The following is a 23,962-nucleotide window of genomic DNA, read 5'->3' as shown; positions in this document are numbered from 1 at the left end:
TGACGATGGGCATTCGCCCTTTATCGCGGGGCGGACTCGTCCCATATTCGCCCCATGGCGAAGAAACCTGCATCCTCCGAAAAATCCGGCAAATCTCCGAAGACCAAGGCCCCGAACTCGAAGGCGCATCGCCCCGATGTGCAGCCGATCGGGCCGGCGCTGGCCGAGCTGCTCAATCCCGCGATCAATCGCGGCGATGCGGGCCTGGGATCGGGCACCGGCCTGCAGCCGCCGCCGGACAATTCGCGCGATCGCCGCGCCGGGGGCGAAGCCGCCGCGCATCGCGCGCGCGCCTCGACGCCGAAGGAGTTTCCGCAGGATACGGCCAAGCCCAATACCAAGACTATTGTAAAGCCGATGCCGCCGGGGGCGTCCACCGAAGGCTTCGACGAAGCGCCGCAGGCCAATTACGGAACCTCGGCCACGATCCCCAAACTCGATCCGGAATTGGCCCGTCAGCTCGGTCTTCCCACTGAAGAGGACGATGCCGAGGCGCTGGCGCGGCCACCGCGCTCCAAGATGGAGGCACTGGGCGTCAAGGCCACCGCGGATGCGCTGGAGGCGCTGATCCGCGAGGGCCGCCCGGAATTCCGCAAGGACGATGGCTCGATGCGGGTCTGGACGCCGCACCGGCCGCCGCGCCCGGAAAAATCCGAAGGCGGCGTGCGCTTCGAGATCAAGTCTGAATATGAGCCCAAGGGCGACCAGCCGACCGCGATTGCTGAGCTCGTCGAGGGCGTCAATCGCCACGACCGTTCGCAGGTGCTGCTCGGCGTCACCGGCTCGGGCAAGACCTACACCATGGCCAAGGTGATCGAGGCGACGCAGCGCCCTGCCCTGATCCTCGCGCCGAACAAGACGCTCGCCGCCCAGCTCTATGGCGAGTTCAAGAATTTCTTCCCGGACAACGCGGTCGAGTATTTCGTCTCCTATTACGACTACTACCAGCCGGAAGCCTACGTCCCGCGCACCGACACCTATATCGAGAAGGATTCCTCGATCAACGAGCAGATCGACCGCATGCGCCACTCGGCGACGCGCGCGCTGCTCGAACGCGACGACGTCATCATCGTCGCGTCGGTGTCCTGCATCTACGGTATCGGCTCGGTCGAAACCTACACCGCGATGACGTTCGCGCTGAAGAAGGGCGAGCGCATTGACCAGCGCCAGCTCATCGCCGACCTCGTCGCGCTCCAGTACAAGCGCACCCAGGCGGATTTCACCCGCGGCACGTTTCGCGTCCGCGGCGACGTCATCGACATCTTCCCCGCGCACTATGAGGACCGCGCCTGGCGCGTGAACCTGTTCGGCGACATCATCGAGAATATCGAGGAGTTCGATCCGCTCACCGGCCACAAGCAGGACGAGCTCGAGTTCATCAAGATGTACGCCAACTCGCACTATGTGACGCCGCGCCCGACGCTGGTGCAGGCGATCAAGTCGATCAAGTTCGAATTGAAGCAGCGGCTCGACCAGCTCCACGACCAGGGGCGTCTTCTGGAGGCGCAGCGGCTGGAGCAGCGCACCACCTTCGACCTCGAGATGATGGAGGCGACCGGAAGCTGCGCCGGCATCGAGAACTATTCGCGCTATCTCACCGGACGCCGCCCAGGCGAGCCGCCGCCGACGCTGTTCGAATACGTGCCCGACAACGCGCTGATCTTCGCCGACGAGAGCCACGTCACCATCCCGCAGATCGGCGCGATGTTCCGCGGCGACTTCCGCCGCAAGGCGACGCTCGCCGAATACGGTTTCCGCCTGCCCTCCTGCATGGACAACCGCCCCTTGCGCTTCGAGGAATGGGACATGATGCGGCCGCAGACCATCGCGGTGTCGGCGACGCCGAGCGGCTGGGAGCTGAACGAGAGCGGCGGCGTGTTCGTCGAGCAGGTGATCCGTCCCACCGGGCTGATTGATCCTCCGGTGGACATCCGCCCCGCCCGCACCCAGGTCGACGATCTCGTCGGCGAGGTCCGCGCCACCGCGCAGGCCGGCTATCGTTCGCTGATCACCGTGCTGACCAAGCGCATGGCGGAGGACCTCACCGAATATCTGCACGAGCAGGGCATTCGTGTCCGCTACATGCACTCCGACATCGACACCATCGAACGCATCGAGATCATCAGGGATCTCCGCCTCGGCGCCTTCGACGCGCTGGTCGGCATCAACCTCTTGCGCGAAGGCCTCGACATTCCCGAATGCGCGCTGGTCGCCATTCTCGACGCCGACAAGGAAGGCTTTCTGCGCAGCGAGACCTCGCTGATCCAAACCATCGGCCGCGCCGCGCGCAACGTCGACGGCAAGGTGATCCTCTACGCCGACCAGATGACCGGCTCGATGGAGCGCGCCATCGCCGAGACCAACCGCCGCCGCGAGAAGCAGGTCGAGTACAACACCGCCAACGGCATCACGCCGGAGAGCGTGAAGAAGCAGATCGGCGACATCCTCAACTCGGTCTACGAGCGCGATCACGTGCTGGTCGAGGTCGGCGGCCACGACATGACCGACGACGTCATCTCCATCGGCCACAATTTCGAGGCGGTGCTCGCCGATCTCGAGACCCGCATGCGCGAGGCCGCCGCCGATCTGAACTTCGAGGAAGCCGCCCGCCTGCGCGACGAAGTCAAGCGCCTGCGCGCGACCGAGCTCGCCGTGGTCGACGATCCCACCGCCAAGCAGCGCGCCGTGCAGGGCAAGGCCGGCGCCTACGCCGGAGCGAAGAAATACGGCGACGCTGCCAACCTCCCGGTCAGCGCGATGAAGAACAAGAGCGCCGCAACAGCGCTCAAGGCCGGCGGCGGCAAGGGCTCACGCGTGCACAAGCCGCATCTCGACGAGATGCACGGCCCGGAATCGCTGCCCTACCGCGCGAGCCCGACACTGCCGTCAAAGCCGTTCGGCAGCACCAGCCGGATCATCCAGCCGACGGACTCGCGGCAGTCGGGTCCGGAGTTCGGGCCGGCGCCGAAGTCGACGGGCGGGGCGCCGGGGCGACGGGGCGGGTGGAAGAAGAGGTAGGCGCATCCGCGCGAGTGGTGGCTATGGATTCCGGGCTCGCCGCTTTGCGGCGCCCCGGAATGACGAGGAGAGATTACCCCACGCTCGCCGTCACCACGGCCATCACCGACAGCAGCAGCATGATGGTCACGAGCTGGAGCGAGGCGACGGGCTGGGTGCGCCAGGCGGTGATCTTGTCGGACAGCGACAGATGGGCCTCGAAGAATTTTGGCTCGTAGACGGTCTTGAAGAAGGCCGGGAAGCTTGGGCCAAGGGTCACCGCGAGCAGCGCGTGGGCGAGCGAGGCGATGGCGACGAAGATGGCGACGCCGGGGTCGCCGACGAGGTCGTGGTTGCCGGCGAGCTTGAGCAGGAAGGCGGCGGCGGCGAAGGTCGGGAAGCTCTGGAGGATTGCGGCCAGCGCGAGGCCTTCGAGCGCGTTGTGCAGGCGGGACTTTCTGGCGGCGGCGATGGTGGCCATGGCACGTCTCCCTGATGACATGGGGATGACGTTAGCTGCGGTGTCAAAGTGGTGATGTGAGATGGGTCACGCGGCGCGGCGGGCCCTTTGCCTCGCCCCGCTTGCGGGGCATGGCTATCGCATGTGATCTCTTGGAGCCGCCTGAGCAAGCGCCTCGTCCTTCGAGACGACCGCTCCGCGGTCTCCTCAGGATGAGGCTAATTGGCATCGGGGCCGTTGAAACTGCTGCCGCACACTCCGCCCTCATCCTGAGGAGCCCGCCAAAGCGGGCGTCTCGCGCGGGCGGACGGGATGTAAGGGGGCCGGCGGTCTCCCGCTGCCCACCATCTCCATGGCGTCGTCCTGGCGAAGGCCAGGACCCATTACCCCGGCTGCCGGTGTGCCGGCACGCGGTCAACCACCACCCTGCCCATTGCGGAGGCCGGTGGATATGGGTCCTGGCCTGCGCCAGGACGACACCGGGGTGAACGCGGGCCTTCGGTTCCATAAGGCCTGCGCTCAGAACCGGGAAATTACCGGACTCTGTTGTAAATCTCACAAACCGCGTTCAATGGTGCATTGCGAAAACGTGAATTGCGTTTTGACCGAAATCCCGTAGTTATTCGTACACGAACGAGTTGAGCCTCGGCACCTTTACTGTGCATGGGGTTGTTTTCCGTTTTTTTGCAAGCCAGCTTTCAGGACTGCCCCAAATGACAGAGCACAGCCTCTGGCGTTTCTCGCGCGCGTTGCACCGCGCGATCAACGACCGGCATTTCAGCGACCTCGAGGCCCTGATCGACGAGGATATCGCGTGGGCGCTGTACGGTCCGATCGACATGTTTCCGTTCCTCGGCGCACGGCAAGGCAAGGACGCCGTGCTCGACGTCATCCGCCAGCTCGCCGACAATTTCCATGTTCGCCGCTTCGATCGCGAGAGCATCATGCTCGGCGTCGATTCCGCCGCCTCGATGCTGCGCTACTCGCTGACGGCGCTCGATTCCAATAAGCCGATCAGCTTGCGCGTCGCGCAGTTCGCCCAGTTCAGGGCGGGCAAGCTCGTCAGCATGCGGGTGCTGATCGACACATTCGACCTGGTCGAGCAGGCACTCGGCCGCGCCATTCATCTGCCGAAGATGAGCCGCGCCGGCTGAGGGGGACGCCAACGGGTCCCGCTATTCGGGACCGATGACGACACTCACATGACGCCCTGGCCTCCAGCCCCGCCGGATGCGGCCGTGTTAGAAGCTCGTCGTCGGGCGCGCGCTTTTCGCGCGGCCCGTTGGTTCGCCATTCGAGGCGAGCCGTCACAATTTCGCGACGATGGATCAGCATGTTTCGCGCGGAATTGGCGCATGGCCGAAGGCCGATATATATTATCGAAAAGCATGCGCTGGGGTTCGCGGGCAGGACGATGGAATTCTCGACAGGGTTTGGCTGGACCAGGCTGCCGTTGCTGGCGGCCGCCTTCATCTTGGGCTCGGTGTTAACGGTCTCGGCGCAGATCATTCCGCCCACAGCGGCCGCGCCTGACGACGAGGCTGAGACTGCGGCGACGAAGGCCCCCGACGTCAACGACCCCGATGTGCTCAAGGGCATCGACGTCGACAAGCTCGACTGGAGCCAGCTCGCGGTCGATGCCGGCACCGGCATTGACCCCATGGCCGCCAAGAAGCGCGCCCAGGCCGCGGCCAAGGATGGCCTCGACTGGTCGTCGAACCCCAATGCGAACGGCTCCTCGGCGGTGAAGGTGAAGCAATCCGTGTTCTCGTTCTGGGATACGCGGATCGGCGCCGACATGACGGTGACGCGCGAGCCGCGGACGATGTCCGAGTTGCTGGCGCAGAAGGCCACCAATGGCGGCAGCCTGCCGCAATCCTCCGGCAGCGCCTGGGCCGCCGCGACCGCGCCGGGCGCGGGCTCGATCTGGGACAAGACCGCGGTGGAGGCCCGGGTCGATCCCGGCACTGAACAGAGCAAGATCGGGGCGTCGCTGACCAAGTCGGTGCCGCTGTCGGGCGACACGTCGCTGACGCTCCAGAACGGCTACAGCGTCAACCAGCAAGGCACGACGGCTGTCCCCGGCATCGGCGGCCACATCACGCGAAATTACGAGACCGACCAGTCGGCCAAGATCACCCTCACTGACACCGGAACCAGCATCACCGCCGGCCAGACGCTGTCGACCACCGACGACAAATGGCTGCGCAAGTTCGGCGCCGAGCAAAAGCTGTTCGACAACGTCACCGTCTCCGGCTCGGTCGGCGAGACCTCGCAAGGCGCGCTCAACAAGAGCCTGACGGCCGGGTTCAAGAAGAGCTGGTAGCTCTTTCGCCTCTCCCCGCAAGAGCGGGGCGAGGGAGCGACGACTGCTCGAACCGCAGCCATTCACACTCTCCTAACCATACGCCACGGCAAAACCCCCGAATGGTCCGCCCTTGCCGCATCTCGGCCCATTTGCGGTCAAAATCGGGCGTCCTAGTCGCCCAAACAGACGTCGTCGTGCGGGGACACTCGCGCCGCGCTCAAACGCGAAAAGGGGAATAACGATGAACGCCATCCGTCCGGAAAAGACCGAAACCACCGAGACCGAGACCGTCGACAACAACCTCGCCGCCGTGACCGAGGTCGAGGCCGGCATCCGTGATTTCGTCCGCAACGACATCGCCTATCTGCGCCGGCCGGCGGCCACGACCGACGCGCCGCCGCTCGACGCGAGCGCCGAAGCCACCGTCAACAACGTCAACTCGCTGATCCAGCGCGTGGCCGGAACCTCGCTGGCCGAGATCGAGAATTTGATCTCCGAGCTCGAGAGCCTGCGCGACCTGCTCCATGCCGAAGGCCAGCGCGTCCAGCGCGAGATCTCCGGCTACGCCCAGCTCAGCCAGGCCGCGATGAAGTCGACCCGCATGATCGCCGACAACGTCGCGCAGTGGAAGCGCGCCGCCGACGGCCTGCGCAACAGCTGATCGCAAGCACAAGCATCACCGGCCGCCGCGTTCCCGAAAGGGAGCGCGGCGGTTTTGATTTGAGGGGTCTCGTGCCCCGGGCGCGGTGCGGCACGCAGTGACGCGCCGCAGAACCGGGGCCCATCGTTCGGATGAATGCGCGGCGTGATGGGTCCCGGCTCTGCGCGGCAGCGTTGCACGCTGCAGCGCGTCCGGGACAGGAGAGTGCAGTTTGAACCCTCCACCCCTCCCCAGCGACGAATGCCAAGCGCCCGCAGCCTTTCGTCCGGGCCGGGGGGACATGTCATGGAAAGCATTCGGCCCGACAACACGGACCCTATATCACTGCGGCCCGCGTCCAATCAGCTCGGCACGATCATGCTGCGCTTTGTCGGATTGCTGGCGGTTGCGATCGCGGTGCTGGCGTTCGTCTACAGCCGCTGACACGGGGCCTGACGCGGCCCCGACAATTCTACGAACCCTTACCGGGCGGCTTCCACGGTCGAGGCTTCCAGGGTGTAGCCGCCATCGGCATAACCCTTCACCACCATGCCGGCGACCAGCATCACGGCCAGCGTCGCAGTCGCGAAGATGAATCCGACAAATTTGAGTGCGCCGCGATCTGCCATGGTCCTCGTCCCCTGTCTCTGCCCAATTCGTTTCAAATAGACAGCGACAGGTTCATAATTAGTTAGCAACTCGGTGGTTCCGCCAAACTGCTTCGCGGTAACCATGTTGCGCAGGCTTATGGCAGCCGCCTGGAATCGCGTCCATAGCGCGCGGGCAACACTCGCGCACTCAATTGGACCGTTCATCTTGGAACAGGTCTAACCACCCTTCCGCATCGGCACGAAGGCGGTGGCGGTGATCGAGTAAACCTCCTCGCCGCGCTGGTTGGTGCCGGTGGTGCGGGCCGTCAAAATGCCCCAGCCGGGGCGCGAGGCGGAGCTGCGCTTGTCGATGACGATGCTGACGTAACTGACGGTGTCGCCGGCGAGCACCGGCCTGATCCAGCGCAGGTCGCGAAAGCCCGGCGACGGGCCCCAGACCGCAACCTCCTCGCCGCGCGAGGTGGCCTCACGCGCCAGGCGCTGGCCGTCGGCGACAAGCAGGCTCATGCAGGCGGAGCCGACATGCCAACCGGAGGCGGCGAGCCCGCCGAATAGCGAGTTCTTGCCTTCCTCTTCGTCGAGGTGAAAGCGCTGCGGGTCGAACTTCGCGGCGAAGGTCTTGATCGACTCCACCGTGAACGTATAGGTGCCGATCTCGCGGCGCTGGCCGATCTCGATGTCCTCGAAGAACCGCATCAGAGCGCTCCCTCGCGCCGCTTGATCAGGATCGGCGAGGTCATCTCGGCGAGGGCCTGCCCCGCCGCGTTGCGCGCGGTGCATTTGAACTTGACGATGCCGAGCTCCGGACGGCTCTTCGACGTGCGCGCCTCCACGACATCGACGTCGAGCATGAGGTCGTCGCCGGGCCGGAGCGGAGACAACCAGCGCACCTCGTCGACGCCGGGCGAGCCGAGCGAAGCGGCGCGCGTGATAAAACCGTCGGCCATCATCCGCATCATCAGCGAACAGAGGTGCCAGCCCGAGCCGGACAGGCCGCGCAGCATGCTTCTCGCCGCCGCCTCTTCATCGAGGTGCATCGGCTGCGGATCGAACTCGGCGGCAAAGGCCAAAATCTCGTCGCGTGTGACATGGCGCGGGCCGAACGTTCCGAACCGCCCGGGCGGGAAATCTTCGAAGGTCAGGGTCATCTTGGGATTGGTTCGTGGAAATGACAGATTGTGGCCGCACTTTACGGCAATCTCAACCCGCGGGCCCGCATGGCTCGTGCTACATTCGGCGCAGCGGGGTTGGTCTTGAGTCGGATCAACCGGGGGTCAGGATCATTGAGCAAGGCCCAATTTGGCAAGGCCGCTTTGCCCTGGGGAGAGCGATGTTTTCATTCAGCGACCTGTTTCAATGGGACCGCTTCATCACACCGACGATCATCAAGACCTTCTACTGGCTGGTGATCGCGCTGATCTGCCTGTTCGGCCTCTCCGGCATCTTCTCCGGCTTGGCTGCGATGGCGATCAGTCCGTTCGGCGGCTTCCTGGTGCTGCTGTCGTCGATTGCGAGCGTCGTCGTCGGCGTGGTGTTCTCGCGCATCCTCGCCGAGCTGATCCTGATTGTCTTCCGCATCAACGAGCATCTCGGCGCGATCAGGGACCAGGGCAGCGGGACGCGGTGAGGACGGCGCAGGTGCCGTAGGGTGGGTTAGCCGAAGGCGTAACCCACCAACTTCGTTCGGCAAACGCGGAAGCATGGTGGGTTACGCCATCGACTGCGCTTCGCGCAGTCGATGGCTAACCCACCCTCCGAATCTATCGAGATCTTACGTATTAAACCTGAAATGCATCACGTCGCCGTCGGCGACGACGTATTCCTTGCCTTCGAGCCGCAGCTTGCCGGCGTCGCGGGCGCCAGCTTCGCCGCCGAGGGCGACGTAGTCGTCATACGCGATGGTCTCGGCGCGAATGAAACCCTTCTCGAAGTCGGTGTGGATCACGCCGGCCGCCGCCGGCGCCTTGGTGCCGCGATGGATGGTCCAGGCGCGCGCTTCCTTCGGCCCCACCGTAAAATAGGTGATGAGGTCGAGCAGCGTGTAGCCGGCGCGGATCAGGCGGTCGAGACCGGCTTCTTCGAGACCCAGCGTCTCCAGGAAGTCAGCGCGTTCTTCACGCGAGATGGTCGCGATCTCCGACTCGATCTTGGCGGAGATGACGACGGCGACGGCGCCTTCCTTGGCGGCCTGCTCCTGCACGGCCTTGGAGAACGAATTGCCTGTTGCGGCCGAGCCTTCCTCGACGTTGCAGACGTAGAGCACGGGCTTTGATGAGAGCAGCCCCAGCATGGAGAAGGCGCGCTCCTCCTCGGCCTTGCGCTCGACGAGGCGGGCGGGCTTGCCTTCGCGCAGCAGCACCAAGGTGCGGTTGACGAGGTCGAGCTGCTCCTTGGCGTCCTTGTCGTTGCCTTTGGCTTTCTTGGAGAGGTTGTCGACGCGTTTCTCGAGGCTGTCGAGGTCGGCGAGCATCAGCTCGGTCTCGATGGTCTCGATGTCGGCGAGCGGCGCGATCTTGCCCTCGACATGGGTAACGTCGGAATCCTCAAAGCAGCGCACGACATGCGCGATCGCGTCGACCTCGCGGATGTTGGCCAGGAACTGGTTGCCGAGGCCTTCGCCCTTGGAGGCGCCGCGCACGAGGCCGGCGATGTCGACGAAGGTCAATCGCGTCGGGATGATCTGCCCCGACTTGGCGATGGCCGCGAGCTTCTCCTGCCGCGGATCGGGCACGGCGACTTCGCCGACATTCGGCTCGATCGTGCAGAACGGATAGTTCGCGGCCTGCGCCGCGGCCGTCTCGGTCAGCGCATTGAACAAGGTCGATTTGCCGACATTGGGCAACCCGACAATCCCGCATTTGAATCCCACGAGCGTTATTCCTTGCCGTTCTCGTCCTTGGTCAAAAATCCCTTCGCCTGCATGGCGAGATGCACCCTGTTGGCGAAGGTCGCGTCCGTGCCCTTGGCGATCAGCGCCGCGTGCTCGGCAACCGCGTCGCACAGCGTCGCCACCCATTCGTTGTCGGCCTTGGCGAAGTCCGACAGCACGTGGCCATGCACCAGGTCCTTGATGCCGGGATGACCGATGCCGAGCCGCACCCGGCGATAGTCGTTGCCGATGTGGGCTGAGATCGACCGCAGGCCGTTGTGCCCGGCGATGCCGCCGCCGATCTTCACCCGCACCTTGCCCGGCGGCAGCTCGAGCTCGTCATGGAACACGGTGACGTCGCCCAGAGCGATCTTGAAGAAGCCTGCCGCCTCCTGCACGGCGCGGCCGGACTCGTTCATGTAGGTCATGGGCTTGAGCAGGATGACGCGCTCTGTGCCGAGCGCACCTTCCGAGGTCTCGCCCTGAAAGCGGCGGCGCCACGGCGCAAAGCCATGACGTCGCGCGATCTCGTCGACGGCCATGAAGCCGATATTGTGCCGGTTACGTGCGTATTTCGCGCCGGGATTGCCGAGCCCAACAAAGAGTCGCATGACGCGGCGCGCCCCTCGCTCGGCGCGCGATCAAGGACCGCGCGCCAGCTTTGAGAGATTACTTCTTCTTGTCGCCGCCGGCCGGAGCCTTGGCAGCCGCAGCCGGAGCAGCAGCGCCCGCAGCCGGAGCAGCCGCCGGAGCAGCAGCACCCGCGGCCGGAGCCGCACCACCCGCCGCAGCCGCAGCCGCCGCCTTCTGCTCTTCGGCGTAGCCCGACGGCGGGACGATGGTGACGAGGGTCGCGTCCTCGCGGGTCATCGCCTTCACACCGGCCGGCAGCTTGATGTCCGACAGATGCAGGGAGTGACCGATTTCGAGCGAGCCGACATCGGCCTCGATGTATTGCGGAATGCTCTCGACACCGCATTCGAGGTCGATCGCGTGGGCGACGATGTTGACGGTGCCGCCGCGCTTCACGCCGGGCGAGCCTTCCGCCTTCACCACGTGCAAGGGCACGCTGATGCGGATGGTGGCGCCTTCGCCGAGCCGCATGAAGTCGACATGGATCGGGAAGTCCCTGACCGGATCGAGGTGATAGTCGCGCGGAATCACGCGGTGCTTCTTGCCCTCGAGGTCGATGTCGACCAGCGTGGTCAGGAACCGGCCGGCGAGGATGCGCTGGCGCAAGTCGCGATCTTCGATCGAGATCGTCACCGGGGGCTGGTTGTTGCCGTAGATCACTCCGGGCACTCTGCCGGCGCGACGCTCAGCCCGGGCGGCCCCCTTGCCGCTCTTCGGACGTGCGGTCGCCTTCAATTCCTTGACGGTCGTCGCCATGTCGTTAAGTCCTTGTTTTTGCAAAAGTTAATGGGCCGCAGCGCGGCCCATGGCATAGTCCGCAGCAAGCCTCCAGGGGTGCGGGGGCCGCGGACGTGGCGGGCTTTTACCCGGAAGATGCGGAAATGACAAGGAGAATGGGCTGCCGGCCCGAGTTCCCACCCTCCCCTGGAGGGCCCTGGAGGGGGGAGGGTAAAAAAGAGTGCCTTACGTCGGCGTGCCGCCGAGCTTGGCCTCCAGCGCGGCGATCCTTGCCTTCAGCGCCTCGTTCTCCTCGCGGGCGAGGCGGGCCATGTCCTTGACCGCCTCGAACTCCTCGCGCTTGACCAGATCCATGTCGCGCAGGAATTTTTCCGCCTGCGTCCGCATCACCGTGTCGAACTCGCGCTTGACGCCTTGGGCGGCACCGGCGGCGTCATTCATCAGGCGGCCGATCTCGTCGAAAAACCGGTTGCTGGTCTGGGTCATGGCTGCCTCCGATAAACTTTGCGCGAACTCTCCGAAACACAATGGCAATCCGAAGGGAACGGTTCAAGGGCCGAGCGGGGTATCCTTGTCATGCTCCGGTTTCCTTGCAATCGTACTCAAGGTCCCTGCATAAGAAGAATCACAAGGCGCCAGAGATGATCGACCGGCAGATCGAGCAGCGGCTGCTAGGGCTCTATCGCCGCAATCTCGTGTAAGCAGAATGGATCAGTCTATACGCGATCTCGCTTCACCTCCCCCGCTGGCGGGGGAGGTCGCATCGCATCGACGAGGCGGGAGAGGGCTCTCTCCTCTTGGGGAGTCTTCGTCGCGGAAACACCCTCACCCCAACCCTCTCCCGCAAGCGGGAGAGGGGGCGCAGCTCCGTCGGGGCCGCAGCTTGCCCATCAGTCCCTAGAAGCAAAGGCGCGATGCCCTTCCTGCTCATCGACTTCCCCGCCTTCAAGCCGATCGCGATCGAGATCGGTCCGTTCGCGATCCGCTGGTACGCGCTGGCCTATATCTGCGGCATCGTGTTCGGCTGGCTCTATGCGCGCTCGCTCCTGAAGAACCAGCGTCTGTGGGGCGGACCCGCACCGATCTCGCTGCTCCAGATCGACGACTTCATCCTCTGGGTCACGCTCGGCATCATCCTCGGCGGCCGTACCGGCTACGTCCTGTTCTACAATCTGCCTTTCTTCATCGAGCATCCTGCTGCGATCTTCAAATTGTGGGAGGGCGGGATGTCCTTCCATGGCGGCTTCCTCGGCTGCGTCGTCGCGGTGATGTGGTTTGCCTATCGAGGCGGCATCTCGATCCTGTCGCTCGGCGACATCACCACCGCGGTCGCCCCGGTCGGGCTGCTGCTCGGACGCATCGCCAATTTCATCAATGGCGAATTGTGGGGCCGCGCCACCGATGCGAGCCTGCCTTGGGCGATGATCTTCCCGAACGATCCCACACAGCTGCCGCGCCATCCGAGCCAGCTCTATGAGGCCGGCATGGAGGGCATCCTGCTGTTCACGGTGCTCGCGATCATGATCCGCTTCGGTGCCCTGAAGCGGCCTGGCATGATCCTCGGCGCCTTCATCCTGTTCTATGGTCTGACCCGGATCGCCGGCGAACACTTCCGCGAACCGGACGCACAGCTCGGCTTCCTCTGGGGTGGATTAACCATGGGCATGCTGTTGTCGATCCCGATGCTTATCGTCGGCGCCATACTTATTGTATGGGCTATCCGGCGCGGCGCGCCGAAGCCTATCGAGGCCATTCGTTAATTCATTTCGAGAACATGGATCGTGACCGACTCGCCGCTACTCAACGAGATCAAGGCGCTGATCAAATCCTCAGGGCCGATGCCGGTCTGGCGCTACATGGAACTGTGCCTGATGCACCCGCGCTATGGCTATTACGTCTCGCGCGATCCGCTCGGGCGGGAGGGCGACTTCACCACCGCGCCCGAGGTCAGCCAGATGTTCGGCGAGCTCTTGGGACTGTGGGCCGCCTCGGTGTGGAAGCAGATGGGCTCGCCGCAATTCTTGCGGTTGATCGAGCTCGGCCCCGGCCGCGGCACCATGATGGCGGACGCGCTGCGCGCATTGCGCGTGCTGCCGCCGCTCTACCAGGCGCTCTATATCCACATGGTCGAGGTCAATCCGGTGCTGCGCGACCGGCAGAGCGCGACGTTGTCCGCCGTGCGCAACATCGCCTGGCACGACAGCATCGACGAGGTGCCGGAAGGCCCGAGCATCATCCTCGCCAATGAATATTTCGACGTTCTGCCGATCCATCAGATGGTCCGGCACGAGAACGGCTGGCACGAACGCGTGATCGAGATCGATCCCAACGGCAAGCTTCAATTCGGCGCGGCGCCCGAGCCGACGCCGCGCTTCGACGTGCTGCTGCCGCCCTTGGTGCGTGCCGCGCCCATCGGCGCCGTGTTCGAATGGCGGCCCGATGGCGAGATCATGAAGCTTGCGACGCGCGTGCGCGACCAGGATGGCGCGGCGCTGATCATCGACTATGGCCATTTGCGCAGCGATGCCGGCGATACGTTTCAGGCCATTGCGCGTCACAGCTTCACCGATCCCTTGAAGGCGCCGGGCCAGGCCGACGTCACCGCCCATGTCGACTTCCAGGCGCTGGCGCGTGCGGCCGAGGACGTCGGCGCGCGCGTGCACGGGCCGGTGACGCAAGGTGACTTCCTCAAGCGCGTCGGCATCGACACCCGCGCGGCGGCGCTGATGCAGAAGGCGACGCCCGAAGTCGCCACCGACATTTCAGTGGCGCTCAAGCGCCTGACCGATACCGGGCGCAGCGGCATGGGCTCGATGTTCAAGGTGCTCGGCATCTCCGAGCCGCGGCTATCCGGCCTTGCCGGCCTCAGCGATCTCGAACAGGCTGGAGAGGCCTCATGACGCTTGCTTCGTCGCTGCTGTCGGCCGTGCCCGGCCTGCGCCATGCCTTCTTCACCCGCGAAGGCGGCGTCTCCAGCGGCATCTATTCGGCACTGAACGGCGGGCTCGGCTCCAACGACGATCAGACCCTCGTCGCGGAGAACCGCCGCCGCATGGCCGAGCATGTCGGCGTCGCGCCGGAACGCTTCCTCAGCCTGCACCAGATCCATTCGCCCGACGTGCTCATTGCCGAAATGCCGTGGCCGAACAGACCGCGCCCGAAGGGTGACGCACTCGTCACCAAGACGCCCGGCATCGCGCTGGGCGTCTCCACCGCCGATTGCGGGCCGGTGCTGTTCGTCGATCCCAATGCACGCGTGATCGGCGGCGCCCATGCCGGCTGGAAGGGCGCGTTATCAGGCGTGCTGGAAGCAACGATCTCGGCGATGGAGAATCTCGGCGCTACGCGCGGCGGCATCATCGCCGCGATCGGCCCCTTGATCCGGCAGGAAAGTTACGAGGTCGGCAACGAGTTCGTGGCGCGCTTCATCGAAGCCGACGCGGAGAACGCCATGTTCTTCATCCCGTCGGCGCGCGAGGGCCACGCGATGTTCGATCTCCCCGGCTTCATCCGCAAGCGGCTCGAGACTGCCGGCATCCTGATGATCGACGATCTCGGCCTCGATACCTATGCCGACGAACGCTTCTTCAGCTACCGCCGCTCGGTTCATCGCAAGGAGCCGGACTACGGCCGGCACATTCACGCGATCGCGCTCGAAGCGTGAACACACCGGCAACATTAACGATCGTCATTCCGGGGCTCGCGAAGCGAGAACCCGGAATCCATCATGCGGCAGATCAGGCGGCGATATGGATTCCGGGCTCGCACCAGGTGGCGCGCCCCGGAATGACAGTGTGTTTGTGGCTCGCCCGCCCTAGACCTTAATCGATTTTAACGATATCGCTGCCCTCCATAATGAGGGAAGCGTCATCCATCTTGCGCCGCGCGGGCTCGCGCGTGCTGGCGGTCATGCTGCTGGCGGCCGCGACCATGCTTGCCGGCTGCGCCGGTGGCAACGCGCCGAGCAATTCCTATGCGATGGCGCCGAGCGGCGGCAGCGGCGCAACGGTCGCCTTCGAATCGATCGACGGGCCGCCGCCGCAGGTGTTCGACCGCATGGTCGGCGTGCTCGACAGTGAATCCAAGCTGCGCAGCCTGTCCGTGGTCTCCCGCGAGGGCACGGCCGCCTATCGCGTGCGCAGCTACCTCTCCGCCCAGGTCGTGCGCGGCAAGACCGTGATCGCCTGGGTCTGGGATGTCTACGACGCCAACCAGCAGCGGGCGCTGCGCCTCTCCGGCGAGGAACCGACCTCGGCGAAGGGTGGCCGCGATGCTGCCCGTGATCCTTGGGCGGCTGCCGACGATCTCGTGCTGCGCAAGATCGCCCAGGCCGGATTCAGCGGACTTTCCAACATGATCAACGGAACGCCGGATGCTCCGAACCTGCGGGGACCGGCGGTGGCAGGCGTGATCCGGGAGGCGCCGGCGGCCGAGATGCCGGTCACGGCGCTCGGCTATGCCGAGCAATAACCCCCGCTAAACCACGGGCCCAAGTTACGGCCAAACCGTTGGCCCGACTCGGGATTTTCGAAGGGAAAACGTAGCATCCCGGGTTGCCATTTGAGCCTCCGGCCTGATATTTCCTCGCCCGTCGTAAACCGTGCTTCCAGTGGGTATTCGTAGGATGTTGAACGTCGTATCCAGCAAAGCGCGGGAGGAAGCGTCCATGTCGGCCAAAAACGGCTCCATCAAGCTCGTCGCCGGCAACTCCAATCCGGCTCTCGCCCAGGCCATTGCGCAAGGCCTCGACCTGCCGCTGACCAAGGCGGTGGTGCGGCGCTTCGCCGACATGGAGATCTTCGTCGAGATTCAGGAGAACGTCCGCGGCTCGGATGCGTTCATCATCCAGTCGACCTCGTTCCCGGCGAACGACCATCTGATGGAATTGCTGATCATCACCGACGCGCTGCGCCGCTCCTCGGCGCGCCGGATCACCGCGGTGCTGCCCTATTTCGGCTATGCCCGGCAGGACCGCAAATCGGGTTCGCGCACGCCGATCTCGGCCAAGCTCGTCGCCAATCTGATCACGCAGGCCGGCGTCGACCGCGTCATGACGCTCGACCTGCATGCCGGCCAGATCCAGGGCTTCTTCGACATCCCGACCGACAATCTCTACGCGGCCCCGCTGATGGTGCGCGACATCAAGGAGAAGTTCGACCTCTCAAAGGTGATGGTGATCTCGCCCGACGTCGGCGGCGTGGCCCGTGCGCGTGGCCTTGCCAAACGCATCAACACTCCGCTCGCCATCGTCGACAAGCGCCGCGAGCGTCCGGGCGAGTCCGAGGTCATGAACGTGATCGGTGACGTCGCCGGCCACACCTGTATCCTCGTCGACGACATCGTCGATTCCGGCGGCACGCTGGTGAACGCAGCCGACGCGCTGATCGCCAAGGGTGCCAAGGACGTCTACGCCTACATCACCCACGGCGTGCTCTCCGGCGGCGCCGCCGCCCGCATCTCCGGCTCGAAGCTGAAGGAGCTGGTGATCACCGACTCGATCCTGCCGACCGATGCGGTGACCAAGGCGCCGAACATCCGCATGCTGCCGATCGCCAGCCTGATCTCGGATGCGATCGCGCGCACGGCGGCCGAAGAGTCGGTGTCGAGCCTGTTCGACTGATCTTTCCTTTTCACCTCTCCCCGCGTGCGGGGAGAAGCCGGATTGCGGGACTCTCCGCGAGTCCAACTCTCACCGTCCCCGCTGAGACTCCCCCTCACCCCACCCTCTCCCCGCAAGCGCGGCGAGGGAGTGCACGGTCCTTCCGCCCCTTACTACCCCGCGATCCCTGCCGCGACCTGGCCGCGCAGGCGTTCGAGGCCGAGCAATGTCTCCGCGCAGGCGGCCGCCACTTCCACGCCCTTGATCGCAAAATGCTTGCGGAAGAAGTCGTAGTGCACCTCGGTCTCGTGGAATTGCTGCGGCGTCAGCACCGCCGAGAACACCGGCACCTCGGTGCGGAGCTGCACGTCCATCAGCGCCTTGATCACGGTGTCGGCGACGAACTCATGGCGGTAGATGCCGCCATCGACGACGAGGCCGGCCGCGACGATCGCGGTGTAGCGCCGCGTCTTGGCGAGGACCTGTGCGTGCAGCGGGATCTCGAACGAGCCAGGCACCTCGAACACGTCGACATGGGTAAGGTGCCGCGCTTCTGCTTCCTTCAGGAAGGCGATGCGGGCCTCCTCGACCACATCGCGATGCCAGCGGGCCTGCACGAAGGCCACCCGCTGCGGCTTTGCGAAGCGCGGGTGTTCGGGCGCCGGATCCTGCGGAACCGGCGGTCGGGCGACTTCAGTTTCGACTTTGGAGGTTTGGACTTGGGGATCTTGCAACATCTGATTCATGGCTTTCCTCGGTTTAAGGACCAGAATCAGGGCACACGGAACGACAAACAGCCGCATCTTGCGATGCGTCTGCCACCGACCGTTCTCTTTCATCCGGACTTTGACCGTCGGCTTCGGAGTTGCACCGAATCTGCTGACCCTTCCCTTCAGTGAAATCCTTTTCAGGACAGAACCTGGGGGAAGGCGCTCGCGGGCTTGGGCCTTTCGGCCCTTACCGCCGGTGGGGACTTTCACCCCGCCCTGAGAACATCGGCCGTTCGGGATGAACGGCCTGAGGCGAAATATGCCGCCGGGGAGCCGTCGCGGCAAGCGCGTTCCGCATGGGCAAATCGCATGGTCCCATGCCGTCGCGGTGGGAGCGGCCCTCGCGGGACGGAATTAGCGATTGAAGGCCGCCGCCCGAATCCGATTCCGGTTTGTTCTGCTTCGTCCGGTTTTGCCTCGCCCCGTTAAGAATTGTGGCGGAGATGAGCTGTGGACGAAGGAGTCCTGGCTTGTGGACGGACTCGGGACCCCGTTGCGCAGATTCCGCAAATCACATCACTTGATCCGCGACAGGCCCGCGTTGATCCGAGGGGATCGCGAGAGCGACCCCAGGGATCGCCGTAGCGACGTGAAGGGAGCGCGCGCCGGGCCAACCGCGTGCGTATCAAAGACAACAAGAAGGCAAGAGGTCGAGACGGCATGTCCCTGCTCGAAGGCACTATCGATTCCAAGAACCATCCGCTCGCGGTGGTCGAGGATATCGCTGCCAGCAACAACTGGCCGTTCGAACGCTCCGGCGAAGACGAACTCACGATTGTCTCGAAGGGACAATGGACCGACTACCAGCTCTCCTTCACCTGGATGGGCGAGATCGAGGCGCTGCATCTGGCCTGCGCCTTCGACATGAAGATTCCGCCCGCACGGCGCGGCGAGGTGCAGCGGCTCGTCGCCGCGGTCAACGAGCAATTGTGGGTCGGCCATTTCGACCTCTGGACCAACACCGGCATGATCATGCACCGCCAGGCGCTGGTGCTGCCGGGCGGTCTCACCGCCTCGACCGCGCAGTGCGAAGCCATGCTCGCCGGCGCCATCCACGCCTGCGAGCGCTACTTCCCGGCATTCCAGTTCGTGGTGTGGGCCGGCAAGACCACCGCGCAAGCCATGGACGCGGCGATGTTCGACACGGTGGGAGAGGCGTAAGTACGTCTGCCTCCACCAGGCGTGAGGGAGCCAGAGCTCTCCCCTCATCGTCGTCCTGGACCAGCGACGCCGGCGCGAAGCGCTGTCGTCGCGCCGTTCCAGGACCCATACCGCGAGGTCTTTCCGTAGCTCGCGATGCTTGTTGCCCTGCCCTCCATCCACTAGAACCACTTGGGGTAATGGGTCCTGGCTTTCGCCAGGACGACGGATTTGGCAACAGCGATGGCGAACAACACCCTCCAAAACATCACCGGCACCATCCTCCTCGCCGGCGCCGGCAAGATGGGCGGCGCGATGCTGACCGGATGGCTGGCGGGCGGGCTCGATCCGCGCCGGGTCGCGGTGATCGATCCGCAGGTCTCGCCCGAGATCGCCGCGCTTGCGGCCAAGGGCGTTGCGCTCAATCCCGCCGTGACGACCGCCGGCAGGATCGAGACGCTGGTCGTCGCGGTGAAGCCGCAGATGTTCCGCGAGGCCGGCGCCAAGCTGAAACCCTTTGTTGCCAACAAGACGTCGGTGGTCTCGATCATGGCCGGCACCACGATCGCCTCGCTTCAGGACGTCTGCGGCGGCGCCGTGGTGCGCGCGATGCCGAACACGCCGGCCGCGATCGGCCGCGGCATCACCGTCGCAGTTGCGGCACCAGACGTCAGCTCGTCTCAGCGCGCGGTGGCCGATGCACTGCTGCGCGCCACCGGCTCGGTGGAATGGGTCGACGATGAGAGCCTGATGGACGCGGTGACGGCCGTCTCCGGCTCGGGCCCGGCCTACGTGTTCCTGCTCGCCGAGGAGCTCGCGCGCGCCGGCGTCGAGGCCGGATTGCCCGAGGCGCTGGCGACCAGGCTCGCGCGCGAGACCGTCGCCGGCTCCGGCGAGCTGCTGCACCAGTCCGAGCTTGCGTCCAGCACGCTGCGCCAGAACGTCACCTCGCCGGGCGGCACGACCGCTGCGGCCCTCGGCGTGCTGATGGGCGAGCCCGGCCTGCGGGACCTCATGATCCGCGCGATCGCGGCAGCGACGCAGCGGTCGAGGGAATTGGCGAAGTAAGCAGGTGTCGTAGGGTGGGCAAAGCGACAGCGTGCCCACCGACTTCATCGCGGTCCCGGAAAGATGGTGGGCACGGCGCATCGCGCCTTTGCCCACCCTACGGCGTCGAGCCAGCCGCCAGCCGCTTGTTGAACATCTCGACATTGACGAGCCCGCGCGCGTGGCGGCCCTCGCCGAGCTTGCGGGCGCCCTCGAACGCCTCGACCTCGAAGCGGATGACGCGGCGCTCGACCGCGACCACTTTTGCGGTGGTCCGCACCGTGGCACCGACGAGAGCGGCGGCGAGATGGCGGATGTCGACCTCGGTGCCGACGGTGACCCAGCCCGGCTGGAGCACGCTGCGGATCGCATCGCCCGATGTCATCTCCATCTCCAGGATCATCATCGGCGTCGCGTAAACAAAAGGCATGCCGGGCACGAAATGCCCGACCGTGCGCTCCACCGGGACCACCAGCGTGCGCTCGGCGCTCATGCCGATTGTGATGAAGTCGCGTGCGTCCATCCTGCCTCAAACTCCGCTGTCGTCCCGGACAAGCGAAGCTCTCGACAACGCGCAGCGTTGTCTGGAGCGGAGCGCTGATCCGGGACCCATAACCACAGGACGTTGTTTGGCGAAGACTCAGAGTTGCCAGCTCGCGCCGCAACTTCTCCCTGGGAGTATGGGTCCCGGCCTTCGCCGGGACGACGGTTGTGATTGTAGCTGCGGCTGCACTACGAGCCCCGGCGTCGCTTACTTCTTCGCAGCCGCCGCGCGCTCCACGAAGGTCTTGCCGCCCTTCATCTTATGGCGAAGCGGGGCTTCGTTGATCTGGATGACGACGGCATCGGCGTCGACGCCGAGATTCTTCACCAGCGCCTGGGTGATGTCGCGCATCATGCCGGCCTTCTGCTCGTCGGTGCGGCCTTCGGCCATGCTGATGGTGATCTCAGGCATTTTTCTCTCCCTTGCGGCCGAACACCGGCCATTGACGGCCGCCATCAAACAAGACGTGGATGCCTGGGACAAGCCCAGGCATGACGGCGTCAGCGAATGGCTAGCCCCAGCTCACGTCATGGCGCGCCAGGACCTCGCGCACCTTGGCGACGAGATCGGCCTCGCTGCACGAGAACTGCGCCGGGCGGCTCTCGCGCCATTCCTGGTTGGAGGCGATCGCGGCGGCGGCCTTGGCACCTTCGATCAGATCCTTGATCTGCACCTCGCCGCGCGCCTTTTCGTCCGAGCCCTGGATGATGACGCAGGGCGCGTTGCGGCGATCGGCATATTTGAGCTGATTGCCCATGTTCTTGGGATTGCCGAGATAGAGCTCGGCGCGGATGCCGGCGGTGCGCAAGGATGCGACCATCTTCTGATAGTCGGCGACGCGGTCGCGATCGAACACGGTGACGACGACGGGGCCGAACTCGGGCCGCGTGTCGAGCTTGCTGAGCAGCGTCAGCGCGGCCTGCAAGCGAGACACGCCGATCGAGAAACCGGTCGCCGGCACCGGCTCGCCGCGGAAGCGCGAGACGAGCCCGTCATAACGACCGCCACCACCGACCGAGCCAAAGCGCACCGGGCGGCCCTTTTCATCCTTGGTGTCGAGCAGGAGTTCGACCTCATAGACGGGGCCGGTGTAATATTCGAGGCCGCGCACGACGGAGGGATCGATCTTGATGCGATCCGCCCCGTAACCCGAGGCCGAGACCAGCTTGGCAATCTCTTCCAGTTCGCTCACGCCGGCCTGACCGACTTCGCTCTTGGCGAGGTAGGTTTCGGCCGCGGCAATTGCCTCTTTCCAATCGTCGCGCGGCTTGGTGATGGCGAGAACAACGTCAGCCTCCGCCGCGCTCAGGTTGGCGCCTTTCGTGAAGTCGCCCTTGCCTTCTTCGCCGCCGTCCCACCGTCCGGGACCAAGCAGCTTGCGCACTTCGTCGGCGGAAAACTTGTCGAGCTTGTCGATCGCGCGCAGCACGGTCAGCCTGCGTGCCGCGTTCTCATCACCGCCGAGCCCGATGGCTTCCAGAACCCCGTCGAGCACTTTTCGGTTGTTCACCTTCACGACATAGGAGCCGCGGGCAATGCCCAGCGCCTCCATCGTGTCCGCCGCCATCATGCAGATCTCGGCATCCGCCGCCGGCGTCGCGGAGCCGACCGTGTCGGCATCGAACTGCATGAACTGGCGGAAGCGTCCGGGGCCGGGCTTCTCGTTGCGAAACACGTAGCCGGCGCGGTAGCTGCGATAGGGTTTTGGCAGCGTGTCGAAATTTTCCGCGACATAGCGGGCGAGCGGCGCGGTCAGATCGTAGCGCAGGCTGATCCACTGCTCGTCGTCGTCCTGGAACGAGAACACGCCCTCGTTCGGACGGTCCTGGTCGGGCAGGAATTTGCCGAGCGCGTCGGTGAATTCCATCGCCGGCGTCTCCACCGGTTCGAAGCCATAGAGCTCATAGACGGCGCGGATCTTCTCGACCATCTCGCGCGTCGCCCGGATCGCGGCGGGATCGCGATCCTCGAGCCCGCGCGGCAGGCGCGCCTTCAGTTTCTGGGGTTTTTTGGGTTTCTCGGCCATCCGCGGCGTTTACCAGCCGACGCGCGGTGCGGCAACCGCTGGCTTTTCCCCTCTCCCCTTGCGGGAGAGGGTAGCTCGCCGCGCTAGCGGCGAGACGGGTGAGGGGTTCTATCCGCGGAAGCAGACCCCTCATCCGGCGCGCTTCGCGCGCCACCTTCTCCCACAAGGGGAGAAGGAAGAGTGCAGCCGAGTACTCCGCCTCAAAACACCTTGCGGATCCAATTGTGCGGATCGTTGGTGCGGCCGTACTGGATGTCGACGAGCTGCTTGCGCAGACCCATGGCGACCGGGCCGGCCGCGCCGCCGCTGATGTCGAAATCGCCGCTGACCGAGCGCACCTTGCCGATCGGCGAGATCACGGCCGCGGTGCCGCAGGCAAAGGCTTCTTTCAACCTGCCGCTTGCGGCGTCCTTGCGCCACTGGTCGAGCGAGTAGGGCTCCTCGCGCACCGTCTTTCCGGCATCGCGGGCGAGCGTGATGATGGAGTCGCGGGTGATGCCGGGCAGAATGGTGCCGAGCGGCGGCGTCGACAGCGAGCCGTCGTCGAACACGAAGAACACGTTCATACCGCCGAGCTCCTCGATGTAGCGGCGCTCGACCGCGTCGAGGAACACCACCTGATCGCAACCATGCTGGATCGCTTCGGCCTGGGCGCGCAGGCTCGCGGCATAATTGCCGCCGCACTTCACCGCGCCGGTGCCACCGATGGCTGCGCGCGTGTAGTTCTCCGAAACCCAGATCGACACCGGCGCAGGTCCGCCCTTGAAATAGGAGCCGACCGGCGAGGCGATGACCGCGAAGATGTATTCGGAGGACGGCTTGACGCCGAGGAAGGTCTCGCTCGCGATCATGAAGGGCCGCAAGTAGAGACTGCCCTCGCCGCCCGGCATCCAGGCGCGGTCGATGCGCACGACCTGCTCGACCGCCTCGATGAAGACGTCCTCGGGCAATTGCGCCATCGCCATGCGGTCGGCCGAATCCTTGAAGCGCCGCGCATTGGCATCGGGGCGGAACAGGTTCACGCCGCCGTCGTCGCGCTTGTAGGCCTTGAGGCCCTCGAAAATTTCCTGGGCGTAGTGAAGGACCGCGCCGGCCGGATCGAGCTGGAAGTTGGCGCGCGCCTCGATTCTGGCCTCGTACCAGCCGCCCTTGGCCTGGTTGTAGCGGACGATCGCCATGTGATCGGTGAAGACCCGCCCGAACCCGGGGTCCACCAGCTTGGCGATGCGGTCCTTCTCGGGAGTCGGATTGGATGCGGGCTGGATGTCGAATGTCATACTCATGTCCTTGGCTCCCGCTGCCGGTATCGGCGCTGTTCTGGCACCGGCCTACCCCTGTTCGGGGCCGGCTGGCTTCATTAGGTGTCTGTCTGGACCACCGCCAGCCTTGTTACGGCCGGTTTCCCGTGGCCAGCATGTCGCCGACGACATGCTTTTGCCGAAGGCGGAAGTCCAGTATGTTTTGCCGAAATGCCGCTCGACAATCGCACGGTAGATCTGATCGCCCGTCGTCGCCTGTCCGGCTCTTTCCGCCGTCCCTGCTTCGACGCTGCCCGTCGCGAAACGATCTAAAATTTCGTG

General features: G+C 65.2%; 26 protein-coding genes and 1 riboswitch. Of the genes, 13 read left to right on the top strand and 13 right to left on the bottom strand.

Going from position 1 to position 23,962, the window contains the following annotated elements; all coding sequences use genetic code 11:
* Nucleotides 1-54 precede the first annotated feature (54 nt).
* A complete protein-coding gene (gene uvrB, locus ACNJX8_RS05855; RefSeq protein WP_439359883.1) occupies nucleotides 55-3,018 on the top strand; it encodes an excinuclease ABC subunit UvrB in 2,964 nt (987 codons plus the stop codon).
* A 73-nt stretch (nucleotides 3,019-3,091) separates the two neighbouring features.
* Here the strand turns inward: uvrB and ACNJX8_RS05850 are convergent, their stop codons facing one another.
* A complete protein-coding gene (locus ACNJX8_RS05850; RefSeq protein ID WP_439359882.1) occupies nucleotides 3,092-3,478 on the bottom strand; it encodes a hypothetical protein in 387 nt (128 codons plus the stop codon).
* Between the two features lie 692 nt (nucleotides 3,479-4,170).
* Here ACNJX8_RS05850 and ACNJX8_RS05845 point away from each other — a divergent pair.
* The 4 genes from ACNJX8_RS05845 to ACNJX8_RS05830 all read left to right on the top strand — a co-directional run bounded on the left by ACNJX8_RS05845 (nucleotide 4,171) and on the right by ACNJX8_RS05830 (nucleotide 6,849).
* Nucleotides 4,171-4,611 carry a nuclear transport factor 2 family protein gene (locus ACNJX8_RS05845; protein WP_249759595.1) on the top strand — a complete coding sequence of 147 codons (441 nt, stop codon included), beginning with the start codon at nucleotides 4,171-4,173 and terminating at the stop codon, nucleotides 4,609-4,611.
* 260 nt (nucleotides 4,612-4,871) lie between these two features.
* Nucleotides 4,872-5,783 carry a hypothetical protein gene (locus ACNJX8_RS05840; RefSeq protein ID WP_439359881.1) on the top strand — a complete coding sequence of 304 codons (912 nt, stop codon included), beginning with the start codon at nucleotides 4,872-4,874 and terminating at the stop codon, nucleotides 5,781-5,783.
* A 223-nt stretch (nucleotides 5,784-6,006) separates the two neighbouring features.
* Nucleotides 6,007-6,426, top strand: a complete 420-nt coding sequence (locus tag ACNJX8_RS05835; protein ID WP_091886700.1) for a hypothetical protein — start codon at nucleotides 6,007-6,009, stop codon at nucleotides 6,424-6,426.
* 285 nt (nucleotides 6,427-6,711) lie between these two features.
* Entirely contained in the window at nucleotides 6,712-6,849 is a 138-nt protein-coding gene (locus ACNJX8_RS05830; protein ID WP_164939793.1) for a hypothetical protein, read from the top strand.
* A gap of 38 nt (nucleotides 6,850-6,887) precedes the next feature.
* On the opposite strand, the gene ACNJX8_RS05825 is transcribed toward ACNJX8_RS05830, so the two are convergent.
* From ACNJX8_RS05825 to ACNJX8_RS05815, 3 genes are all read right to left on the bottom strand, one after another.
* The gene (locus ACNJX8_RS05825; RefSeq protein WP_164934669.1) at nucleotides 6,888-7,034 is read right to left on the bottom strand and encodes a hypothetical protein; all 147 of its coding nucleotides are present in this window, start codon (nucleotides 7,032-7,034) and stop codon (nucleotides 6,888-6,890) included.
* A gap of 198 nt (nucleotides 7,035-7,232) precedes the next feature.
* The gene (locus ACNJX8_RS05820) at nucleotides 7,233-7,712 is read right to left on the bottom strand and encodes a MaoC family dehydratase (protein WP_439359880.1); all 480 of its coding nucleotides are present in this window, start codon (nucleotides 7,710-7,712) and stop codon (nucleotides 7,233-7,235) included.
* The gene (locus ACNJX8_RS05815) at nucleotides 7,712-8,164 is read right to left on the bottom strand and encodes a MaoC family dehydratase (RefSeq protein WP_128931444.1); all 453 of its coding nucleotides are present in this window, start codon (nucleotides 8,162-8,164) and stop codon (nucleotides 7,712-7,714) included. Before ACNJX8_RS05815 ends, ACNJX8_RS05820 begins: the two co-directional genes overlap by 1 nt.
* 182 nt (nucleotides 8,165-8,346) lie before the next feature.
* On the opposite strand from ACNJX8_RS05815, the gene ACNJX8_RS05810 reads away from it, so the two are divergent.
* Entirely contained in the window at nucleotides 8,347-8,643 is a 297-nt protein-coding gene (locus ACNJX8_RS05810) for a DUF4282 domain-containing protein (RefSeq protein WP_091886710.1), read from the top strand.
* A gap of 144 nt (nucleotides 8,644-8,787) precedes the next feature.
* On the opposite strand, the gene ychF is transcribed toward ACNJX8_RS05810, so the two are convergent.
* The 4 genes from ychF to ACNJX8_RS05790 form a co-directional block, all read right to left on the bottom strand.
* Nucleotides 8,788-9,885, bottom strand: coding sequence for a redox-regulated ATPase YchF (gene ychF, locus ACNJX8_RS05805; protein ID WP_128939793.1), 1,098 nt, complete (start codon nucleotides 9,883-9,885; stop codon nucleotides 8,788-8,790).
* A 5-nt stretch (nucleotides 9,886-9,890) separates the two neighbouring features.
* Complete coding sequence (pth, locus tag ACNJX8_RS05800) at nucleotides 9,891-10,496, bottom strand: aminoacyl-tRNA hydrolase (RefSeq protein ID WP_439359879.1); 606 nt, start codon at nucleotides 10,494-10,496, stop codon at nucleotides 9,891-9,893.
* A 58-nt stretch (nucleotides 10,497-10,554) separates the two neighbouring features.
* A complete protein-coding gene (locus tag ACNJX8_RS05795; RefSeq protein ID WP_091886720.1) occupies nucleotides 10,555-11,274 on the bottom strand; it encodes a 50S ribosomal protein L25/general stress protein Ctc in 720 nt (239 codons plus the stop codon).
* A gap of 207 nt (nucleotides 11,275-11,481) precedes the next feature.
* A complete protein-coding gene (locus ACNJX8_RS05790; protein WP_091886723.1) occupies nucleotides 11,482-11,742 on the bottom strand; it encodes an accessory factor UbiK family protein in 261 nt (86 codons plus the stop codon).
* 428 nt (nucleotides 11,743-12,170) lie between these two features.
* Here ACNJX8_RS05790 and lgt point away from each other — a divergent pair, with 428 nt between their 5' ends.
* The 5 genes from lgt to ACNJX8_RS05765 all read left to right on the top strand — a co-directional run bounded on the left by lgt (nucleotide 12,171) and on the right by ACNJX8_RS05765 (nucleotide 16,876).
* Complete coding sequence (gene lgt, locus ACNJX8_RS05785) at nucleotides 12,171-13,016, top strand: prolipoprotein diacylglyceryl transferase (protein WP_439359878.1); 846 nt, start codon at nucleotides 12,171-12,173, stop codon at nucleotides 13,014-13,016.
* Between the two features lie 21 nt (nucleotides 13,017-13,037).
* Nucleotides 13,038-14,156, top strand: coding sequence for a class I SAM-dependent methyltransferase (locus ACNJX8_RS05780; RefSeq protein ID WP_128931440.1), 1,119 nt, complete (start codon nucleotides 13,038-13,040; stop codon nucleotides 14,154-14,156).
* A complete protein-coding gene (gene pgeF / locus ACNJX8_RS05775) occupies nucleotides 14,153-14,920 on the top strand; it encodes a peptidoglycan editing factor PgeF (RefSeq protein ID WP_439359877.1) in 768 nt (255 codons plus the stop codon). Before ACNJX8_RS05780 ends, pgeF begins: the two co-directional genes overlap by 4 nt.
* Before the next feature lie 191 nt (nucleotides 14,921-15,111).
* The gene (locus ACNJX8_RS05770) at nucleotides 15,112-15,726 is read left to right on the top strand and encodes a hypothetical protein (RefSeq protein ID WP_128931438.1); all 615 of its coding nucleotides are present in this window, start codon (nucleotides 15,112-15,114) and stop codon (nucleotides 15,724-15,726) included.
* A 196-nt stretch (nucleotides 15,727-15,922) separates the two neighbouring features.
* Nucleotides 15,923-16,876 (top strand): ribose-phosphate pyrophosphokinase, encoded by a 954-nt coding sequence (locus tag ACNJX8_RS05765; RefSeq protein WP_164934670.1) that lies wholly within the window; start codon nucleotides 15,923-15,925, stop codon nucleotides 16,874-16,876.
* Nucleotides 16,877-17,028: 152 nt separating this feature from the next.
* Here the strand turns inward: ACNJX8_RS05765 and ACNJX8_RS05760 are convergent, their stop codons facing one another.
* Entirely contained in the window at nucleotides 17,029-17,601 is a 573-nt protein-coding gene (locus tag ACNJX8_RS05760) for a 6,7-dimethyl-8-ribityllumazine synthase (RefSeq protein WP_128931436.1), read from the bottom strand.
* A gap of 77 nt (nucleotides 17,602-17,678) precedes the next feature.
* Nucleotides 17,679-17,853: riboswitch (FMN riboswitch) on the bottom strand.
* A gap of 432 nt (nucleotides 17,854-18,285) precedes the next feature.
* On the opposite strand from ACNJX8_RS05760, the gene ACNJX8_RS05755 reads away from it, so the two are divergent.
* The gene (locus ACNJX8_RS05755; protein ID WP_091886743.1) at nucleotides 18,286-18,786 is read left to right on the top strand and encodes a YbjN domain-containing protein; all 501 of its coding nucleotides are present in this window, start codon (nucleotides 18,286-18,288) and stop codon (nucleotides 18,784-18,786) included.
* Between the two features lie 222 nt (nucleotides 18,787-19,008).
* Nucleotides 19,009-19,833 carry a pyrroline-5-carboxylate reductase gene (gene proC / locus ACNJX8_RS05750; protein WP_439359876.1) on the top strand — a complete coding sequence of 275 codons (825 nt, stop codon included), beginning with the start codon at nucleotides 19,009-19,011 and terminating at the stop codon, nucleotides 19,831-19,833.
* A gap of 97 nt (nucleotides 19,834-19,930) precedes the next feature.
* Here proC and ACNJX8_RS05745 read toward each other — a convergent pair whose 3' ends face one another.
* The 4 genes from ACNJX8_RS05745 to ACNJX8_RS05730 all read right to left on the bottom strand — a co-directional run bounded on the left by ACNJX8_RS05745 (nucleotide 19,931) and on the right by ACNJX8_RS05730 (nucleotide 23,665).
* The gene (locus tag ACNJX8_RS05745; protein WP_249759588.1) at nucleotides 19,931-20,335 is read right to left on the bottom strand and encodes a thioesterase family protein; all 405 of its coding nucleotides are present in this window, start codon (nucleotides 20,333-20,335) and stop codon (nucleotides 19,931-19,933) included.
* A gap of 228 nt (nucleotides 20,336-20,563) precedes the next feature.
* The gene (locus ACNJX8_RS05740) at nucleotides 20,564-20,812 is read right to left on the bottom strand and encodes a tautomerase family protein (RefSeq protein ID WP_128937147.1); all 249 of its coding nucleotides are present in this window, start codon (nucleotides 20,810-20,812) and stop codon (nucleotides 20,564-20,566) included.
* Between the two features lie 55 nt (nucleotides 20,813-20,867).
* Nucleotides 20,868-22,382: a histidine--tRNA ligase gene (hisS, locus tag ACNJX8_RS05735; RefSeq protein WP_439359875.1), complete on the bottom strand. Its 1,515-nt coding sequence runs from the start codon at nucleotides 22,380-22,382 to the stop codon at nucleotides 20,868-20,870.
* A 200-nt stretch (nucleotides 22,383-22,582) separates the two neighbouring features.
* Nucleotides 22,583-23,665: a branched-chain amino acid aminotransferase gene (locus ACNJX8_RS05730; protein WP_128931431.1), complete on the bottom strand. Its 1,083-nt coding sequence runs from the start codon at nucleotides 23,663-23,665 to the stop codon at nucleotides 22,583-22,585.
* Between the last annotated feature and the right edge of the window lie 297 nt (nucleotides 23,666-23,962).

Origin of the sequence: Bradyrhizobium sp. SPXBL-04, from assembly GCF_051853035.1 — a bacterium.
Lineage (GTDB): Bacteria > Pseudomonadota > Alphaproteobacteria > Rhizobiales > Xanthobacteraceae > Bradyrhizobium > Bradyrhizobium zhanjiangense.
Note: the sequence above shows the minus strand (reverse complement) of the source record. Positions and strands in the feature narration are given on the sequence as shown.

Excerpts from the sequence above, each read along its gene's own strand:
- uvrB (WP_439359883.1), top strand. The coding sequence starts at position 55 with ATGGCGAAGAAACCTGCATCCTCCGAAAAATCCGGCAAATCTCCGAAG.
- ACNJX8_RS05850 (WP_439359882.1), bottom strand. The coding sequence starts at position 3,478 with ATGGCCACCATCGCCGCCGCCAGAAAGTCCCGCCTGCACAACGCGCTC.
- ACNJX8_RS05845 (WP_249759595.1), top strand. The coding sequence starts at position 4,171 with ATGACAGAGCACAGCCTCTGGCGTTTCTCGCGCGCGTTGCACCGCGCG.
- ACNJX8_RS05840 (WP_439359881.1), top strand. The coding sequence starts at position 4,872 with ATGGAATTCTCGACAGGGTTTGGCTGGACCAGGCTGCCGTTGCTGGCG.
- ACNJX8_RS05835 (WP_091886700.1), top strand. The coding sequence starts at position 6,007 with ATGAACGCCATCCGTCCGGAAAAGACCGAAACCACCGAGACCGAGACC.
- ACNJX8_RS05830 (WP_164939793.1), top strand. The coding sequence starts at position 6,712 with ATGGAAAGCATTCGGCCCGACAACACGGACCCTATATCACTGCGGCCC.
- ACNJX8_RS05825 (WP_164934669.1), bottom strand. The coding sequence starts at position 7,034 with ATGGCAGATCGCGGCGCACTCAAATTTGTCGGATTCATCTTCGCGACT.
- ACNJX8_RS05820 (WP_439359880.1), bottom strand. The coding sequence starts at position 7,712 with ATGCGGTTCTTCGAGGACATCGAGATCGGCCAGCGCCGCGAGATCGGC.
- ACNJX8_RS05815 (WP_128931444.1), bottom strand. The coding sequence starts at position 8,164 with ATGACCCTGACCTTCGAAGATTTCCCGCCCGGGCGGTTCGGAACGTTC.
- ACNJX8_RS05810 (WP_091886710.1), top strand. The coding sequence starts at position 8,347 with ATGTTTTCATTCAGCGACCTGTTTCAATGGGACCGCTTCATCACACCG.
- pth (WP_439359879.1), bottom strand. The coding sequence starts at position 10,496 with ATGCGACTCTTTGTTGGGCTCGGCAATCCCGGCGCGAAATACGCACGT.
- ACNJX8_RS05795 (WP_091886720.1), bottom strand. The coding sequence starts at position 11,274 with ATGGCGACGACCGTCAAGGAATTGAAGGCGACCGCACGTCCGAAGAGC.
- ACNJX8_RS05790 (WP_091886723.1), bottom strand. The coding sequence starts at position 11,742 with ATGACCCAGACCAGCAACCGGTTTTTCGACGAGATCGGCCGCCTGATG.
- lgt (WP_439359878.1), top strand. The coding sequence starts at position 12,171 with ATGCCCTTCCTGCTCATCGACTTCCCCGCCTTCAAGCCGATCGCGATC.
- pgeF (WP_439359877.1), top strand. The coding sequence starts at position 14,153 with ATGACGCTTGCTTCGTCGCTGCTGTCGGCCGTGCCCGGCCTGCGCCAT.
- ACNJX8_RS05770 (WP_128931438.1), top strand. The coding sequence starts at position 15,112 with ATGAGGGAAGCGTCATCCATCTTGCGCCGCGCGGGCTCGCGCGTGCTG.
- ACNJX8_RS05765 (WP_164934670.1), top strand. The coding sequence starts at position 15,923 with ATGTCGGCCAAAAACGGCTCCATCAAGCTCGTCGCCGGCAACTCCAAT.
- ACNJX8_RS05760 (WP_128931436.1), bottom strand. The coding sequence starts at position 17,601 with ATGAATCAGATGTTGCAAGATCCCCAAGTCCAAACCTCCAAAGTCGAA.
- ACNJX8_RS05755 (WP_091886743.1), top strand. The coding sequence starts at position 18,286 with ATGTCCCTGCTCGAAGGCACTATCGATTCCAAGAACCATCCGCTCGCG.
- proC (WP_439359876.1), top strand. The coding sequence starts at position 19,009 with ATGGCGAACAACACCCTCCAAAACATCACCGGCACCATCCTCCTCGCC.
- ACNJX8_RS05745 (WP_249759588.1), bottom strand. The coding sequence starts at position 20,335 with ATGGACGCACGCGACTTCATCACAATCGGCATGAGCGCCGAGCGCACG.
- ACNJX8_RS05740 (WP_128937147.1), bottom strand. The coding sequence starts at position 20,812 with ATGGCGGCCGTCAATGGCCGGTGTTCGGCCGCAAGGGAGAGAAAAATG.
- hisS (WP_439359875.1), bottom strand. The coding sequence starts at position 22,382 with ATGGCCGAGAAACCCAAAAAACCCCAGAAACTGAAGGCGCGCCTGCCG.
- ACNJX8_RS05730 (WP_128931431.1), bottom strand. The coding sequence starts at position 23,665 with ATGAGTATGACATTCGACATCCAGCCCGCATCCAATCCGACTCCCGAG.